Genomic DNA, 15,067 nt, shown 5'->3' with positions numbered 1-15,067 from the left:
GATAGAAAGTAGGAGATTTTCATGTTTCATGTCGAAAAACAGTCTGGCGATCCTTCAAAAGACTACCAATTGCTTGTCAAACAGGTAGAAGCCATTACAGATGGTGAACCTGATCTGATTGCCAACTTGGCAAATGCAGCTGCGCTACTCTATCACACACTTCCAGAAGTCAATTGGGCAGGATTTTATTTAGCAAAGGACGGCGAGCTTGTGCTTGGACCGTTTAACGGACTGCCTGCATGTGTGCGCATCCCTTCTGGAAAGGGTGTTTGCGGTACAGCATTTGCGACTGGTGAAGTACAGCGTATCGCTGATGTCCATGCATTCCCTGGACATATTGCCTGTGATGCAGCATCGCAATCTGAAATAGTCATTCCGCTCAAGGTCAATGGACAGATCATTGGGGTGCTCGATATTGACAGCCCTGTGAAAGACCGCTTCAGTGAAGTAGATGAGACCTACCTTATTCAATTTACAGACATTCTCCAGCAGGCGTTATCCGTCTCAACAGATGCGTAATCATGCAGAAAAAAGCAGGCACATTGTCTGCTTTTTTATTTTTCTTTATATAATGGGGAACGTCACCTTTATCTCTAAATAGGTTGACTTCTCCTATCCAGCGTCATATAATAGAGTTTGTGTGAAATATGGCAGCCTTTTTGTTCGGCTTTTTTGTATCATTTTGTTCCTTCTATATGAAGGTGCATCTTGTAACTCCCTGCTGCTGGAGCGAGGATGCATGAAAACATAATGACGAAAAAGAGGAAGAACAGACGGTTTTTATTTTTCACAAATAAAAACAATAAGGAGGAGTCACATTATGGCTCGCTATACAGGTCCAAGTTGGAAGATTTCCCGCCGTTTAGGCATTTCATTAAGCGGAACAGGTAAGGAACTTGAAAAACGCCCTTACGCTCCAGGCCCACATGGTCCAGGACAACGCAAAAAACTATCTGAATACGGTTTACAATTACAAGAGAAGCAAAAACTTCGTCACATGTACGGTGTCAACGAACGTCAATTCCGTACACTATATGACAGAGCTGCTAAACTTCCTGGTAAACAAGGTGAAAACTTCATGATCCTTCTTGAAACTCGCCTTGACAACCTAGTATACCGTCTTGGCCTTGCTCGTACTCGCCGCCAAGCTCGTCAGCTAGTAAACCATGGTCACATCCTTGTTGATGGAAGCCGTGTAGACATCCCATCTTTCTCTGTGAAACCAGGTCAAACGATTGCTCTTCGTGAGAAATCTCAAAACCTTGCAGTAGTGAAAGAATCAGTTGAAGTAAACAACTTCGTTCCTGAGTACCTTTCTTTCGATGCTGAAAAGCTTGAAGGAACTTTCACTCGTCTTCCAGAGCGTTCTGAATTAGCGCCTGAAATCAGCGAACAACTAATCGTTGAGTTCTACTCTCGTTAATTTCATTACTTCTCTAAGAGAGAGCAAAAAAACCCTAGATCCCTTGATTGTTCAAGGATTTCTAGGGTTTTTTGTTTCGGGTCAAACATATAAAGTAAAAGCTAGTGTATGACAGTGTTTAACAGCATCCTTTTTATGTTATAATACAAATAGAATTAGCGTAAAATAAAAGAAGCCAGGATGCTGTCACATCCCGGCAATGCACAAATGCTTGGCTCAAAGTGAGCTGGCTAGAAGGTACGCAATAAATGGACCTACCCTACAAGTTGTCTAGGCTCAAAGGGTGGTCTATTTCTTTTTGTCTATATACGTCAACAAAGCAAGTATAAACATCCCAAATAAAAACATAAGGGACAATGCTTGAAAAGTTGACATAGGCGTCACCCCCTTTCAAGGGGATTTAGCCAAGACCACCTTTGAGTAAGCCGTACATTTGTACATTCTCTATTATACATGAGATCATTGGAAGAAACCTCCCATTTTCAAAAACCTCTTTTCCTCGACCGTCCCCTCCATTCTTACTTCAATCAAACCTGCCTCGATTTCCAAATACAAATATAGGAAACAATTCATTGAATTGCCTTTTTTCTATTGGTACAATAATGATGGATGACATATCAGTCGTATGGTCTTCTATAGTACTTAGATGGAGGAGTTCCATGTTTAGTATCATAATCATTCTATTCTTACTTTTAATCTTATCAGTGATCACCTATTCTCTTTTAAGAAAAAAACAGGTTATCGATGAGCCGCCCAATAGACTTGCTGTATGTCTATTTATCTTTCTGCTCTTTTTTTCTCTCTGCTTCGCGATCGCGGTCCAATGTATATTACTATATATCGTCGTTTCAGGTGTGAATTTTCTTTTTGAGGATTACATCACGTATGAGTCGTTTTTTTCTTTGATCTCATTCTCTTTATTCGCAAGTGTCATCGCCGTTTTTTGGTCACCTTTTCTGTTATTTATAGGAAAAGGACTGGCTTATCTCCTTAAACTTCCTGTATGGCTCACTTATGCTTTGGAATGGGTGAGTTCTTGGATCGTTTTATATCTCTCTATCAACTATATCCTTCACATCAATCTAGTGAATGTATCAATAGGAGATTACGGTATATTGATCTTATCATTCTTTGTCAGTTTTATATTTATTGAGATTGATCTCGTTTACTCACGTATGAAACAACGTAAACAATCACTGAACACATAGACTTAGCATGAAAAAAGCCCCTAGATATCTTTCTAGGAGCTTTCAATCGTTCATTCTTGACCTGTCCATTTTGTGATGAGCTGCTCTGTTGTCATAACAGTCGCAAATTCATCATGCAGGGTTGCAAGTGAGAGCCGGTGGATCGTTTCTGGGTCAAAATATGTACCGTTTTGATCTGTTAGTCCAAAGGCGGCTGTTGCATCTGATATCAAGTACGTATCAAAGCCAAGATTTCCGCTCATTCTTGTGGTCGTTGATACGCAGTGAGGGGTTGTTAATCCTGCGATCACGACCGTGTCAATCTGGTTTGATCTTAGATGTTCCTCTAAGTTAGTGCCAATAAAGCTGCTGTTGACTTTCTTTTGTATCACTGTTTCTTCCTCTAGCGGGTTAGCAATATCTTTGAAAAGGTGCCCTTCATTTGCCGGATGAAATACAGAGTCCGGATTGTCGGATGTATGCTGAATATGAATCACTTTCCAGCCTTTCTCTCTCCAAAACGTCAATAGCCTGCTGATATTTTCCTCTGCCTCTAGGTTATTGCGTTCTCCCCATTTTTCATGCTCGAACGCTTTTTGTACATCTACAATGATAAAAGCCTTTTGATTCGTTTTCAAAAACGCCCACCTCCGAATATTTACATTCACTACATGTAGTGTAAGGAATGAGGATCGTTTTGTACATGTTTTTATTTGGCTATGTACGATGTTTTGTCTGTTTTTGCATCAAAAAGACAAACCACACACTGGCCATGATGTAATAGATACCAATGATCGATGTACAGTTCGACACTACCTCACCTATTTGAACCGATTTGATCATCTTCATCCAGATGAAATAGATGATAAGAAATGAGCACGGAAAGTAGAGAAAGTATCCTAAAAAATATTGCTTGAGTTTCTGCATCATCGTCTTGCCTCCTTTATCAATATCTCTTTCATCTAACAGCTGCCATATGCCAATTGACATTAAAAAAGACAGCATATGCCGCTGTCTTTTTCGTTTCTTAATTCGTATTCTGTCCTCCGCCGTTCAGTCCTTCTTTAATATACCCTTTCACTTGGCTTGAAGTTAATAGACCGATATGGCCAACGCCATGGATCAGGACGTTTTTTGCGCCAATTAAACGAGAGAGGCTGTTGACGACGATGAGATCAGCTGAGCTATAGACGGATGTGTAAAGAATTTTTTGATTTGGATCTGTGCCTGGTAATGCTCTGCTTGAAACGAGTCCGTTTGCTCCACCAATTGTGACAACGTTTTCAATTTTATCGCCGCCATCTAGATTCTTAATATAGTATAATGTGTTCGCCCCGCCCATACTATGAGCCACAATATCTACTTTTTTAGCACCCGTTTTGTCTAACACATCTTTGACGAATCTAGATAGACGCGGTCCATTGTTGCGGTTATTTCCTGTTTTGTCTATGAAATCGATAGCATATAATTGGTTTCGATCCCAGCCTTGTCCAACCAAGTAACTTTTAATAGAATAAAAGTTATAAGAGGCACCGCCAATGCCATGTACCATTACAACTGGATTATGCTCAGCCGCCTTCACCTCTTTCGGCTGGATAAAAGCCATTGAACCAATCACCAATGCAAGCGCAATGAGAATTTGCAAACTCCTTTTCTTAAATAGAATCACTTTCATTCCCCCTTATTCATCTTATACGACTCTATTTTATACAAGAAAAATATGTCAGAAAAGTGAACAAGGTAATGTTTATGAGATGATTTTACAAAAATATAAATAATCAAAAAGCACCTTGGACTTTTTTAAATTAAAACAAAAAGACTACGAGACCTTCTTTCTTTCATATATAATATCAATAGACAAAGGAGGTTCTACTAGATGCTATTTACTCAAACACCTGCACCACCCTATTATGCCGTGATTTTCACATCAAAACGAACAAATGTCGAACAGAAACAATACAATGCGGCTGCTCAAAAAATGGAAGAATTAGCGAAGGATTTAGATGGATTTCTTGGAATAGAAAGTGTACGAGATGAACATGGTGTTGGAATCACTGTCTCTTACTGGGATTCATTAGCAGCCATTAAAGAATGGAAAGCACATACAGCACATCAGCGTGTTCAAAAAAAGGGGAAAAAAGATTGGTATGAATCCTATACAACCCGAATTTGTAAGGTAGAACATGCTTATACAAACAAAGATTCACTCCTTGAACAAGAAGAAAACGACCCTGTAAAATAAACAGCTAAATTCATCCTTCTAAAAAGAAAAGCACCTCAATGTATACGAACATTGGAGGTGCTTTTCAATGATGCTTACTGTTTCATACTTTATTTATACGTCACAAGGAAGTATTTCTTCTTCCCTCTTCTTAAAACGGTAAATTGGTTTTCAATTCGGTCTTCAGCTGAAAGAACATAGTCTTTATCTGTTTGTCTCTCTCCATTGATGGAGACAGCACCATTTGTGATATCTTCACGTGCTTGACGCTTTGATGGAGACAGCTTTGATTCCACAAGGATATCGACAAGTGTTAATTCTTCTGTGCCGCTTTTCTCCATTGATGGAACATCCTTAAAGCCTACTTTCACTTCTTCAGCTGTAAGAGATTTGATCTCACCTTTGAATAGCGCATTTGAGATGTTGACAGCCTGTTCTAGTGATTCACGGCCATGTACAAGTGTTGTCACTTCCTCAGCTAGACGGCGCTGTGCTTCACGCTTTTCAGGTGCTGTTTGCACTTTTTCTTCGTACGATGCGATCTCTTCTTTTGATAAGAACGTAAAGTATTTTAAGTATTTCACGACATCACGGTCATCTGTGTTGATCCAGAATTGGTAGAACTCATAAGGAGACGTTTTTTCTTTATCTAACCAGATGGCACCGCCTTCTGTTTTACCAAACTTTGTGCCGTCTGCTTTTGTGACAAGCGGCATTGTCAGACCGAATGCTTTTGCCCCTTCTGCTTCAGATTTACGGATCAGCTCAAGTCCAGATGTGATATTTCCCCACTGATCACTTCCGCCGATTTGCAGCTTACAATTTTCATTTCTGTAAAGGTTTAAGAAGTCTAAAGACTGCAGGATGACATAGCTGAACTCTGTGTAAGAAATCCCTGTTTCGATACGTGAGCTCACGATATCTTTTGCCAGCATGAAGTTTACACCGAAATTCTTTCCAATATCACGAAGGAACGTGATGACATTCATTTGGCTGATCCAGTCGTAGTTATTCACGATGACGGCTGGGTTCTCGCCTGCTTCAAAATCAAGAAATTGAGACAGCTGTCCTTTGATTTTTTCTGACCACTGTTCGACGATTTCTGCTGGGTTGAGTGAACGTTCTGCTTTTTTGAAGCTAGGATCACCAATGAGTCCAGTCGCGCCGCCAACAAGAGCAATCGGATGATGACCTGCCTCTTGGAATCTGCGTAATGTTAAAATTGGCAATAGATGACCAATGTGCAAGCTGTCAGCTGTCGGATCAAAGCCGGAGTATAGCTTGATTTTCTCTTCTGTTAATAATTTTGTTAAACCTTCTTCATCTGTTTGCTGCTGAATTAATCCTCTGAACGATAGCTCTTCCATCAATTGACTCATATCCAAATCTCCTTTTTTTAAAATGAAACATAAAAAACGCCCCTTCGAATGAACGAAGGGACGATATATATCGCGGTACCACCCTGCTTAAAAGACAAAAAATCTTGTCTTTTCACTTACACTGATAACGGATAGTTCCGTTCTTTCACTAATCAGGGTATGCTCCTTTTCGTAAAAGCGGTTCGTGAGGGTAATTCGAATATCTCTTTGTACTGACTCGCACCAGCCGTCAGCTCTCTTTAACAGGGAAAGATTATTCTACTGAATCTCAGTCAAAACCTTTTCATATTCAACTAATGTCATTTTTAACACACTTTTGATATCAAGTCAACTGATGAAAAAATCAATCTTCCATTGTCGAAAGGTCGCCAGCAGGTAAATTCAGCTCCCATGCCTTTAGCACACGTCTCATAATTTTTCCGCTTCTCGTTTTTGGCAGTTTGTCTTTAAACTCAATTTCTCGCGGTGCCGCATGTGCTGCGAGTCCTTTTTTCACAAACGTACGAATCTCTTCTTTCAGCTCATCTGTCGGCTCATATCCGCTTCTGAGCGCTATAAACGCTTTAATAATTTCACCGCGGACCGGATCTGGCTTTCCAATGACACCAGCTTCTGCAATAGCTGGATGTTCAACCAGTTTACTTTCCACCTCAAATGGACCGACCCGCTCTCCTGACGTCATGATGACATCATCGACACGTCCCTGGAACCAAAAGTATCCGTCTTCGTCCATATAAGCTGAATCTCCTGAAACATACCAATCTCCCGGCATAAAGTAAGATTCATATTTTTCAGGATTGTTCCAGATCGTATGCATCATAGAAGGCCAGCCTTTTTTAATGGCAAGGTTGCCCATCCGGTATGGCGGAAGTTCATTTCCTGCATTATCCACAATCGCCGCTTCTACGCCTGGAATCGGTTTTCCCATCGAGCCTGGCTTGATGTCCATGCATGGATAATTACAAATCAGCTGTGCACCGGTTTCTGTCATCCACCAAGTGTCGTGAATTCGTTTGCCAAAAACAGCATCTCCCCAGCGGATGACTTCTGGATTAAGAGGCTCTCCCACACTTAAGACATGGCGGAGTGAGCTTAGGTCATATTTTTGAATGAGGTCATCCCCTGCCCCCATGAGCATTCTAAAGGCGGTCGGGGCACTGTACCAAACGGTTACACCAAGTGATTCAATGGTTTCATACCACGTATCAGGATTAAACCGGCCGCCTAAAATCACATTCGTTGCCCCATTTAACCACGGTGAAAAAATACCGTACACTGTGCCTGTAACCCAGCCTGGATCAGCTGTACACCAGTAAACGTCATCTTCTTTCAAGTCAAGCACCCATTTACCAGTTTGACCTTGCTGCACCATTGCACCATGGACATGAAGCACACCTTTTGGCGTACCGGTAGATCCTGATGTGTAATGAAGCAGGAAGCCGTCTTTTTCATCCATCCATTCAATTTCAAGCTCCTTTGCTGCCTCCTCAAACGCCTTTTCATAGTGAATTGTCCGGACGCCATCGACGTCTTCGTTTTCACCGCCGACAATGATGACAGATTCAAGCTTCGGAAGCTCTGCAAATGGAATTCGCTCAAGCAACTCCGGTGTTGTCACGATCACCTTAGCCTCACTATTTTCTAAACGGTCTTTGACGGCACCTTCCATAAATGCCTCAAATAATGGGCCAACGATCGCACCAATTTTAACTGCACCGAGCAGAAGAAAATAGAGCTCGGGTGATCTTGGCATAAAGATAAACACGCGATCCCCTTTTTCCACATGCGCATTTTCTCTGAATAGATTTCCCGCTTTGTTTGTGTGGATTTTCATATCCCTGAACGTATACTTTTCATCCCGCTGTGAATCTTTGTAGTGCAGCGCCACCTTATTCTGACGAAACGAGTCCGCATGTCTGTCAATCGCTTCATAGGCTGCATTTATTTTTCCTGTTTCATACCATGAGAAGTTTTTTCTTGCTTCCTCCCATGAAAAATCTTTGTATGCCTGCTCATAATCATTTAAATAATAATCCCCTTTTACTGATGGCAGCGTTTCCAATTTCATCAAACAGTCCCCCTTTGCATACGTTTACAATGACCATTATAGTATAGATGACTTTTTTTCTCAATTTTTAAAAAACTTCTGATGAAACCGTTTTAAATCTTGCAAGATTTAAGATAGAATAGAGACGACTCACTAGAATTAGGGGCGGTGGATACGTGGAGCATCCTAAAACTTATTATTCAAAAACCATTGAGCGAGAAACAGGTTCCATCCTAATTGAAGGACCGGTGCCTGCATCAGAGCTTGCGAACTATACGTTTCATGAAGGATTAACGGCATTTCGCACGCCTGAGGAACAGAAACAAGCACTTGTTGAAATAGCAGATCTTCCAGAAGGTCGTATTATTATTGCAAGAGTGGATGAGCTTGTCGTAGGCTACGTCACGTATTTGTATCCTGATCCACTGGAGCGCTGGTCAGAGGGCAAAATGGACAATTTAATTGAGCTTGGCGCGATTGAGGTCGCTCCTCCATTTAGAGGGTGCTCACTTGGCAAGCATTTACTTGATGTGAGCATGATGGATGAGCAAATGGAGAATTACATCATCATTACAACTGAATATTACTGGCATTGGGATTTAAAGGGGACAAAGAAAAACGTTTGGGAGTACCGCAAAATGATGGAGAAAATGATGAACGCAGGCGGTCTTGTCTGGTTTGCAACAGACGAGCCAGAGATTAGCTCACATCCAGCCAATTGTTTAATGGCCAGAATTGGGAAACATGTGAGTCCTGATTCGATCGAGCGTTTCGATCGTCTTCGCTTCCATCAGCGTTTTATGTATTAACGTTCAATTCGTTTTTTGGCAAAGGGGATTGGTAAACAATGATGATTGAACAAATTATGGAGCGTGATGTGATCACGCTGCGAAAAACCGATACGATTGAAGAAGCCATTCAAAAAATGAGTGCACACCACATCCGGCATATCCCGATCGTATCTGATCAAGGATCTGTCATTGGGATGGTGACAGACAGGGATATTAAAAATGCCAGTCCAAGTATTTTTGAAACAGAGAAAAGGAAGCTCTTTATTCAGCGGCCAGTAGAAGAGATCATGGTATTAGAGACGATCACTGCTCACCCGCTTGATTTCGTTGAGGAGATATCAAGTGTCTTTTTTGAGCACGGAATTGGCTGTCTTCCTGTGGTGAGACGCGGAAAACTTGTAGGCATTATCACAAAGACAGATCTGCTTCGTACGTTTGTAAGACTGACAGGTGCAGATCAGCCTGGATCGCACTTAGAGGTTGAAGTGGAGCAAATGACAGAAGGTCTCGCAGATATTACAGCCATTTTAAAGGAGCAGCATATTCAAATGCTGAGTGTGCTTGTATACCCGCATGCCAATGAGGCATCAAAAGTGCTCGTATTCCGCCTTCAAACCATTCATGCAGATCATGTGACGAAGCTGATTCGCGCAAAAGGCTATAAGGTGCTCTGGCCTATGGAGCAGACGATCAAATGAAGGAAGCGACCTTTGTTTTTTCACCATCTTTTCAAACGTACCAATTTAACCAAGATCATCCCTTCAATCAGCTTCGTGTCTACTTAACTTATGATCTTCTTCAAAAAATGAAGGCGTTAACAGAGGATGAGATCGTCGCACCGCGTATGGCTACTCTGGAGGAATTAAAGCTCGTCCATACAGCAGATTATATCCAGGCTGTGCAGCGGGCAAGTGAAGGAAAGCTGTCTACAGCAGAGGGTGAACGCTACGGTCTTGGCACTGAGGATACACCAATGTTCGCAGGCATGCATGAGGCGGCTTCTCTCCTTGTTGGCGGAACATTAACAGCGGTTGATCAAGTGATGCTCGGTCATTCGCAGCATGCACTCAATCTTGGCGGCGGGCTTCACCATGGATTCAAAGGGCGTGCATCTGGCTTTTGTATTTATAATGACAGCTCTGTAGCGATCCAATATATTCAAAAGACATATGGCGCTAGAATTTTATATATTGATACGGATGCTCATCACGGCGATGGTGTCCAGTTCAGCTTTTATGACGACCCAGAAGTATGTACGGTGTCCATTCATGAAACGGGACGCTACTTGTTCCCTGGAACCGGACAAGTACAGGAAAGAGGTCACGATAAAGGCTATGGCTACGCTTATAATATTCCGCTAGATGCATTTACGGAAGATGAATCGTTTCTCGAAGCATACCGAACAGCAGTGACTGAAATTGCTGCTTTTTTTAAACCAGATGTGATTTTGACGCAAAACGGGGCAGATGCACATTACTATGATCCGTTAACTCATTTATCTGCCACCATGAAAATATATGAGGAAATTCCTAGACTTGCCCATGAGCTTGCGCATCAATATTGTGACGGTAAATGGATCGCTGTTGGCGGAGGGGGATATGATATTTGGCGCGTCGTTCCAAGAGCGTGGAGCCGCATTTGGCTTGAAATGAAAGGCATTACACCGCCAGCTGAGCTGCCTCAGGACTGGATTCAGGCATGGAATAAGCAATCGCCTGTTACCCTTCCACACACGTGGAGAGACCCTGACGATTTATATCCACCGATCCCAAGAAAAGCAGAAATCACAGAAAAGAATGCTCAAACAGTAGAAAAAGCACTTATGCCTGTTAGAAGAGAAAAGAAAAAGGCATGAAAAAAGCAGGCTTTCCCTCATAAGGTAAGCCTGCTTTTTTTGTTTTATTTCGTTGATTGTCTTTCTTCAATTCTGTGCGGAAGCTCAACAATTTGATCGTCCACTTGTTCTTTGTTCATCAGCTTTGTGAGCAGTCTCATCGCAACAGCACCAATATCATACGTCGGCTGAACCACTGTTGTCAGCTGAGGACGCACCATGAGAGAAAGCCTTGTGTTATCAAAGCCAATCACTTCTAGATCTTCAGGAATGGATACCCCTCTGTCTTGTGCTCCATGAATGACACCTAGAGCCATTTCATCTGTAGCTGCGATAACAGCAGTCGGCTTGTCAGACTGCTCAAGCAGATGAGCAAGTGCTTCAATTCCAGAATCATAAGAGTAATCACCTTCAGCGACGAGTACGTCGTCAAACGCTATGCCCGCTTCTTCAAGCGCACGCTTATAACCTGCAAGCTTTCTCACGGAATTAATTGGTTCTGACATTGGACCAGAAACAAACGCAATTCGTTTATGTCCTTTTTCGACTAGCAGCTGAACTGAATCATAAATGGCCTGCTCATAGTTGATGTTGACGGATGGTGTTTGAGCCTGCTCTTCAACAGATGCTGCAAGCACAATCGGTACAGGAGAGCGCTTAAATTCTTCCACATGCACATCTGTGATGTTTCCGCCCATAAAGACAATTCCGTCTACTTGTTTGCCGAGCATCGTATTTAACAAATGAAGCTCTTTATCAGTATTTTGATCTGAGTTGCTCAAAATGATGTTGTATTTATACATCGTAGCGATGTCTTCAATACCGCGTGCTAATTCTGAATAGAAGATACTAGAAATATCAGGGATGATGACCCCAACTGTCGTTGTTTTTTTACTTGCTAGGCCTCGAGCCACTGCATTCGGACGATAGCCAAGGCGATCAATCGCTTCAAGCACCTTTTTTCTTGTTGTTGGTTTTACGTTTGGATTACCATTTACTACACGTGATACCGTTGCCATACTTACATTTGCTTCTCTTGCTACATCATATATTGTAACATTATTCACATAAATCACTCCTTCAAATACACTTCATATCTATAGCATTCACCAATTGGATAGAGACATGTCAGATACGAGGAAAATAATATCCTATTTGTCATTAAAACGATGAAAAGAGACACATAATTTTTCAATCTACATCAAAATGACATTCTTTTATGAAATTATACACGTTTTTTTGTCATATGAAAACGTTCCCTTTCTTTTTATAACTAAATTAAACAAACTTTAATCAGCTTGTTACCTGTAATTTGAATCATATTTCATAAAAAAACATCGAGAACGCCAGCTATGACAATGATCTTAGCAGATTCTATCGAATTTTAAAAATGAAAACATTGTGAACAAGCACTTTTTGGGCTTGCAATGTGCTTTCTTCCTTTCATTCCCAAACTTCATGGTATTTTCTCCATAAAAAAACCGCCGGGCAGTCATCCGGCGGCTATTTCTATCTATGATTATGCGTGAATGTTGACAAGTGGTCTTAACGCATCTAACCATTTTTCGAATTGTGGAATGTCCATTTGCTGTGCTGAATCAGATAGAGCAACAGATGGATCTGGATGTACTTCTGCCATGACACCGTCTGCTCCAATCGCAAGAGCTGCTTTCGCTGTTGGAAGGAGAAGATCCCTGCGTCCAGTTGAGTGCGTCACATCAACGAAGACTGGTAAATGTGTCTCTTGTTTCAAGATTGGCACTGCCGAGATATCTAGTGTATTTCTTGTTGCTGTTTCGTATGTGCGGATACCGCGCTCGCAAAGGATGATTTGATCGTTTCCTTGGGCGATGATGTATTCAGCTGCATTGATGAATTCTGAAATGGTCGCTGCAAGACCTCGTTTTAAAAGAACTGGTTTATTCACTGAACCGGCTTCTTTTAATAGTTCGAAGTTTTGCATGTTACGTGCCCCAATTTGGATGACATCGATATGCTCAATCGCTTCTTCAATATGAGCAGGATTAACAATTTCACTAATGACAGCAAGACCGTATTCATCCGCTACACGCTTTAGAATCTTTAGACCGTCTACACCAAGTCCTTGGAAGTCATATGGACTTGTGCGCGGTTTAAATGCGCCACCGCGAAGTAGTTTTAATCCTTGCTGTTTCGCTGCTGCCGCTACTTCTGCGACTTGCTCGTAGCTTTCAACCGCACATGGTCCAACGATGAAACGCTGCTTTCCATCACCAATCGCTTCCCCATTGATGTTCACGATTGTGTTTTCTGGTTTTTTCTTACGAGAAACAAGAAGTGCTTTGCTATGGTCATCTTCTTGAAGCTCTAGACCTGCTTTGAAAATCTCTTTGAAAATATGCTGAATCGTTGAGTTTTCAAATGGTCCATCATTTTCTTCAAGAATTTGGTTCAGCATTGTGCGCTCTCTGACAGGATCATAACGGTTGACACCTTGCGCTTCTTTCGCTTTTCCAATTTCTTTTACAATGTTTCCTCTTTCATTGATCAGTTTTAAGATTTGAAGATTTAGTTCATCTGCCTGCTGCCTCAATTTTTCTAGTTCATTGTTGCTCATTTTTGTCATCCTTTCCTCTGCCTGCTCTCGCTTTTTATTTTTTCATTCTTTCATGATAGGGTTTATTATAAACAAAGATTTCGGAATTGTCACGAAAATTTTCTTTATTACCCAAACGCTTTTAAGCGGTAAAGTATTGTATGTAAGATTATAGCATACTTTTCGTTCAAGTAAACCTTTTTTTATAAAAAAAACGTCAGCCGATGCTGACGTTTCTTTTACAGATTATGTTCAAGCGCTTCTTTTGTAATGCTTGAGTGAGAAGCATGCCATTTTACTTTTCCACCGCTAAAGATGAGTGCCTGCGGGCTTTCATGCTTTACTCCAGACTTTTCCGTCACATAGGATGAAAGCTCTCTCGTGTTTTGAATCTGCAAGAAATACGTTGGCACGTCTTCATGTGCAGACGCAAATGCTTCAAACTCTTGTAAAGCTGCTTGGCTGATCGGACATGTCAAACTGTGCTTAAAAAAGACAAAGGTCCCATCTTGATTCGTTAGTTGATCAAACTGTTCTTCTGTTTCAATGAGTTGTTTTGACATGATGTTCTCCTTCTTCACTTCGAGCAGTGAGCGTTAGCCTTTAGTAGATTGTTCTACTTTTTCTTTGACATCTTTGATGCCGTCTTCAATTTCTGACTTTGCTTCTTCTGCTCGTACTTTTGCTTCATCTGCTACATCAGATGCATCGCTTGCCAAATCCGCTACCGCATCTTCTGCTTCATTTTTCACGTGATTAGCTTTTCCAGCCGCACGCTCTTTTATGTCTTTCACTTTGTCTAAAATCTGGTTTGACTGCTCTGCTACAAGCTGAGACAATTCAGACGTTTTATCTTTCGCAATCGTCACATATTCAGTGCCTTTTTCTTTTGCATCTGTTGTGAGCCGGTCTGTTTTTTCTTTTAACGCATTCGCTTGGGTGTTCAAATCATCGCGAAGCTCTTTCCCTGACTTCGGTGCTAAAAATAATGCTGTTGTTGCACCCACAATTCCACCAATAAGTGTTCCGATCAAAAAGTCTTTGCTATTGATTCCGTCTTTGCTCATGATTATTCCTCCTATGCGAATATGGTTTATTTTTGGTGTTTACGCTGTTTCCATTTTTTATAAATTTCAAGTGCTGCGTTACTCCAGCTTACCACATCCGTCACTTTTTCTTGATTTCTTTCAACGGATGAAGAAACTGCACCAGCTGCCTGCTTTATGCTTGTATTAAATTGGTTGATCGAGCCGCCAATTCCCTGCACCGCATCCACAACTGTATTGAGTTTTGCTGATTTGTCTTGAATATCTTCAGCAAGCTGATTCGTCTTATGTAGCAACTGCGCTGTCTCTGTGGTGATGCCTTGCATCTGACCTTCAAGACCCTCTAAAGTTGATGCAACATTCTTTAATGTCAGCTGTAAGGATTTTAATGTTTTGGACAAATAGATGACAAGAATGAGGAAAGCAATTGCGATCAGTGCAACGCTTAGATATAGAATAATAATCATCTGATACCTCCTTTGCTGCGGGCATATTCAATTCATTACCCTCTCGTTGTATCATTCAAACATCGCCTAGAATGACCGATTGAATAATAATTCTACA

At 41.3% G+C, this 15,067-nt stretch carries 18 protein-coding genes and 1 other annotated feature; of the genes, 7 read left to right on the top strand and 11 right to left on the bottom strand.

The window, feature by feature from the left end:
• The first annotated feature begins 21 nt into the window (after nt 1-21).
• Together MHI60_RS12985 and rpsD are read left to right on the top strand one after the other, a co-directional pair.
• Nucleotides 22-519 (top strand): GAF domain-containing protein, encoded by a 498-nt coding sequence (locus MHI60_RS12985; protein WP_095409294.1) that lies wholly within the window; start codon nt 22-24, stop codon nt 517-519.
• 301 nt (nt 520-820) lie between these two features.
• A complete protein-coding gene (gene rpsD / locus MHI60_RS12980) occupies nt 821-1,423 on the top strand; it encodes a 30S ribosomal protein S4 (protein WP_039180654.1) in 603 nt (200 codons plus the stop codon).
• 288 nt (nt 1,424-1,711) lie between these two features.
• On the opposite strand, the gene MHI60_RS12975 is transcribed toward rpsD, so the two are convergent.
• Nucleotides 1,712-1,771 (bottom strand): putative holin-like toxin, encoded by a 60-nt coding sequence (locus tag MHI60_RS12975; RefSeq protein WP_231493310.1) that lies wholly within the window; start codon nt 1,769-1,771, stop codon nt 1,712-1,714.
• A 311-nt stretch (nt 1,772-2,082) separates the two neighbouring features.
• Here MHI60_RS12975 and MHI60_RS12970 point away from each other — a divergent pair, with 311 nt between their 5' ends.
• Complete coding sequence (locus tag MHI60_RS12970) at nt 2,083-2,631, top strand: hypothetical protein (RefSeq protein WP_144471387.1); 549 nt, start codon at nt 2,083-2,085, stop codon at nt 2,629-2,631.
• Nucleotides 2,632-2,681: 50 nt separating this feature from the next.
• Here the strand turns inward: MHI60_RS12970 and MHI60_RS12965 are convergent, their stop codons facing one another.
• From MHI60_RS12965 to MHI60_RS12955, 3 genes are all read right to left on the bottom strand, one after another.
• A complete protein-coding gene (locus MHI60_RS12965) occupies nt 2,682-3,248 on the bottom strand; it encodes a cysteine hydrolase family protein (protein ID WP_144484963.1) in 567 nt (188 codons plus the stop codon).
• A 79-nt stretch (nt 3,249-3,327) separates the two neighbouring features.
• Nucleotides 3,328-3,540 carry a hypothetical protein gene (locus MHI60_RS12960; protein ID WP_144484965.1) on the bottom strand — a complete coding sequence of 71 codons (213 nt, stop codon included), beginning with the start codon at nt 3,538-3,540 and terminating at the stop codon, nt 3,328-3,330.
• Nucleotides 3,541-3,637: 97 nt separating this feature from the next.
• Complete coding sequence (locus MHI60_RS12955; RefSeq protein WP_144471393.1) at nt 3,638-4,285, bottom strand: triacylglycerol lipase; 648 nt, start codon at nt 4,283-4,285, stop codon at nt 3,638-3,640.
• A gap of 201 nt (nt 4,286-4,486) precedes the next feature.
• Between MHI60_RS12955 and MHI60_RS12950 the strand changes: the two genes are divergently transcribed.
• A complete protein-coding gene (locus MHI60_RS12950) occupies nt 4,487-4,852 on the top strand; it encodes an antibiotic biosynthesis monooxygenase (RefSeq protein WP_095409298.1) in 366 nt (121 codons plus the stop codon).
• A gap of 89 nt (nt 4,853-4,941) precedes the next feature.
• On the opposite strand, the gene tyrS is transcribed toward MHI60_RS12950, so the two are convergent.
• Nucleotides 4,942-6,210, bottom strand: a complete 1,269-nt coding sequence (tyrS, locus tag MHI60_RS12945) for a tyrosine--tRNA ligase (RefSeq protein ID WP_144484967.1) — start codon at nt 6,208-6,210, stop codon at nt 4,942-4,944.
• Nucleotides 6,211-6,263: 53 nt separating this feature from the next.
• Nucleotides 6,264-6,495, bottom strand: a binding site (T-box leader).
• 58 nt (nt 6,496-6,553) lie between these two features.
• Nucleotides 6,554-8,278 (bottom strand): acetate--CoA ligase, encoded by a 1,725-nt coding sequence (gene acsA, locus MHI60_RS12940; RefSeq protein ID WP_144484969.1) that lies wholly within the window; start codon nt 8,276-8,278, stop codon nt 6,554-6,556.
• Nucleotides 8,279-8,433: 155 nt separating this feature from the next.
• Between acsA and MHI60_RS12935 the strand changes: the two genes are divergently transcribed.
• Genes MHI60_RS12935 through MHI60_RS12925 form a run of 3 tightly spaced genes read left to right on the top strand, consistent with a single transcriptional unit; the run spans nt 8,434 to nt 10,903 of the window.
• The gene (locus MHI60_RS12935) at nt 8,434-9,066 is read left to right on the top strand and encodes a GNAT family N-acetyltransferase (protein WP_095409301.1); all 633 of its coding nucleotides are present in this window, start codon (nt 8,434-8,436) and stop codon (nt 9,064-9,066) included.
• Nucleotides 9,067-9,104: 38 nt separating this feature from the next.
• Nucleotides 9,105-9,746, top strand: a complete 642-nt coding sequence (locus MHI60_RS12930; RefSeq protein ID WP_095409302.1) for a CBS and ACT domain-containing protein — start codon at nt 9,105-9,107, stop codon at nt 9,744-9,746.
• Nucleotides 9,743-10,903: an acetoin utilization protein AcuC gene (locus tag MHI60_RS12925; RefSeq protein WP_144484971.1), complete on the top strand. Its 1,161-nt coding sequence runs from the start codon at nt 9,743-9,745 to the stop codon at nt 10,901-10,903. Before MHI60_RS12930 ends, MHI60_RS12925 begins: the two co-directional genes overlap by 4 nt.
• A gap of 44 nt (nt 10,904-10,947) precedes the next feature.
• Here the strand turns inward: MHI60_RS12925 and ccpA are convergent, their stop codons facing one another.
• The 5 genes from ccpA to MHI60_RS12900 form a co-directional block, all read right to left on the bottom strand.
• Nucleotides 10,948-11,949 (bottom strand): catabolite control protein A, encoded by a 1,002-nt coding sequence (ccpA, locus tag MHI60_RS12920; protein WP_048239113.1) that lies wholly within the window; start codon nt 11,947-11,949, stop codon nt 10,948-10,950.
• 452 nt (nt 11,950-12,401) lie between these two features.
• The gene (locus MHI60_RS12915) at nt 12,402-13,478 is read right to left on the bottom strand and encodes a bifunctional 3-deoxy-7-phosphoheptulonate synthase/chorismate mutase (RefSeq protein WP_024424852.1); all 1,077 of its coding nucleotides are present in this window, start codon (nt 13,476-13,478) and stop codon (nt 12,402-12,404) included.
• 218 nt (nt 13,479-13,696) lie between these two features.
• The gene (gene ytxJ, locus MHI60_RS12910) at nt 13,697-14,020 is read right to left on the bottom strand and encodes a bacillithiol system redox-active protein YtxJ (protein WP_144484973.1); all 324 of its coding nucleotides are present in this window, start codon (nt 14,018-14,020) and stop codon (nt 13,697-13,699) included.
• A 33-nt stretch (nt 14,021-14,053) separates the two neighbouring features.
• Complete coding sequence (locus MHI60_RS12905; protein WP_048239114.1) at nt 14,054-14,524, bottom strand: YtxH domain-containing protein; 471 nt, start codon at nt 14,522-14,524, stop codon at nt 14,054-14,056.
• A 26-nt stretch (nt 14,525-14,550) separates the two neighbouring features.
• The gene (locus MHI60_RS12900) at nt 14,551-14,970 is read right to left on the bottom strand and encodes a DUF948 domain-containing protein (protein WP_024424855.1); all 420 of its coding nucleotides are present in this window, start codon (nt 14,968-14,970) and stop codon (nt 14,551-14,553) included.
• Between the last annotated feature and the right edge of the window lie 97 nt (nt 14,971-15,067).

Origin of the sequence: Bacillus sp. FSL K6-3200, from assembly GCF_038630485.1 — a bacterium.
Lineage (GTDB): Bacteria > Bacillota > Bacilli > Bacillales > Bacillaceae > Bacillus > Bacillus safensis.
The sequence above is the reverse complement of the archived record's forward strand: the minus strand, read 5'-3'. Positions and strand labels throughout refer to the sequence as shown.

What these genes read in the sequence shown, in the direction of transcription:
- MHI60_RS12930 (WP_095409302.1), top strand. Translation starts at nt 9,105, where the DNA reads ATGATGATTGAACAAATTATGGAGCGTGATGTGATCACGCTGCGAAAA.
- MHI60_RS12925 (WP_144484971.1), top strand. Translation starts at nt 9,743, where the DNA reads ATGAAGGAAGCGACCTTTGTTTTTTCACCATCTTTTCAAACGTACCAA.
- MHI60_RS12900 (WP_024424855.1), bottom strand. Translation starts at nt 14,970, where the DNA reads ATGATTATTATTCTATATCTAAGCGTTGCACTGATCGCAATTGCTTTC.
- ytxJ (WP_144484973.1), bottom strand. Translation starts at nt 14,020, where the DNA reads ATGTCAAAACAACTCATTGAAACAGAAGAACAGTTTGATCAACTAACG.
- MHI60_RS12960 (WP_144484965.1), bottom strand. Translation starts at nt 3,540, where the DNA reads ATGATGCAGAAACTCAAGCAATATTTTTTAGGATACTTTCTCTACTTT.
- tyrS (WP_144484967.1), bottom strand. Translation starts at nt 6,210, where the DNA reads ATGAGTCAATTGATGGAAGAGCTATCGTTCAGAGGATTAATTCAGCAG.
- MHI60_RS12985 (WP_095409294.1), top strand. Translation starts at nt 22, where the DNA reads ATGTTTCATGTCGAAAAACAGTCTGGCGATCCTTCAAAAGACTACCAA.
- MHI60_RS12955 (WP_144471393.1), bottom strand. Translation starts at nt 4,285, where the DNA reads ATGAAAGTGATTCTATTTAAGAAAAGGAGTTTGCAAATTCTCATTGCG.
- MHI60_RS12950 (WP_095409298.1), top strand. Translation starts at nt 4,487, where the DNA reads ATGCTATTTACTCAAACACCTGCACCACCCTATTATGCCGTGATTTTC.
- acsA (WP_144484969.1), bottom strand. Translation starts at nt 8,278, where the DNA reads ATGAAATTGGAAACGCTGCCATCAGTAAAAGGGGATTATTATTTAAAT.
- MHI60_RS12970 (WP_144471387.1), top strand. Translation starts at nt 2,083, where the DNA reads ATGTTTAGTATCATAATCATTCTATTCTTACTTTTAATCTTATCAGTG.
- MHI60_RS12905 (WP_048239114.1), bottom strand. Translation starts at nt 14,524, where the DNA reads ATGAGCAAAGACGGAATCAATAGCAAAGACTTTTTGATCGGAACACTT.
- MHI60_RS12915 (WP_024424852.1), bottom strand. Translation starts at nt 13,478, where the DNA reads ATGAGCAACAATGAACTAGAAAAATTGAGGCAGCAGGCAGATGAACTA.
- rpsD (WP_039180654.1), top strand. Translation starts at nt 821, where the DNA reads ATGGCTCGCTATACAGGTCCAAGTTGGAAGATTTCCCGCCGTTTAGGC.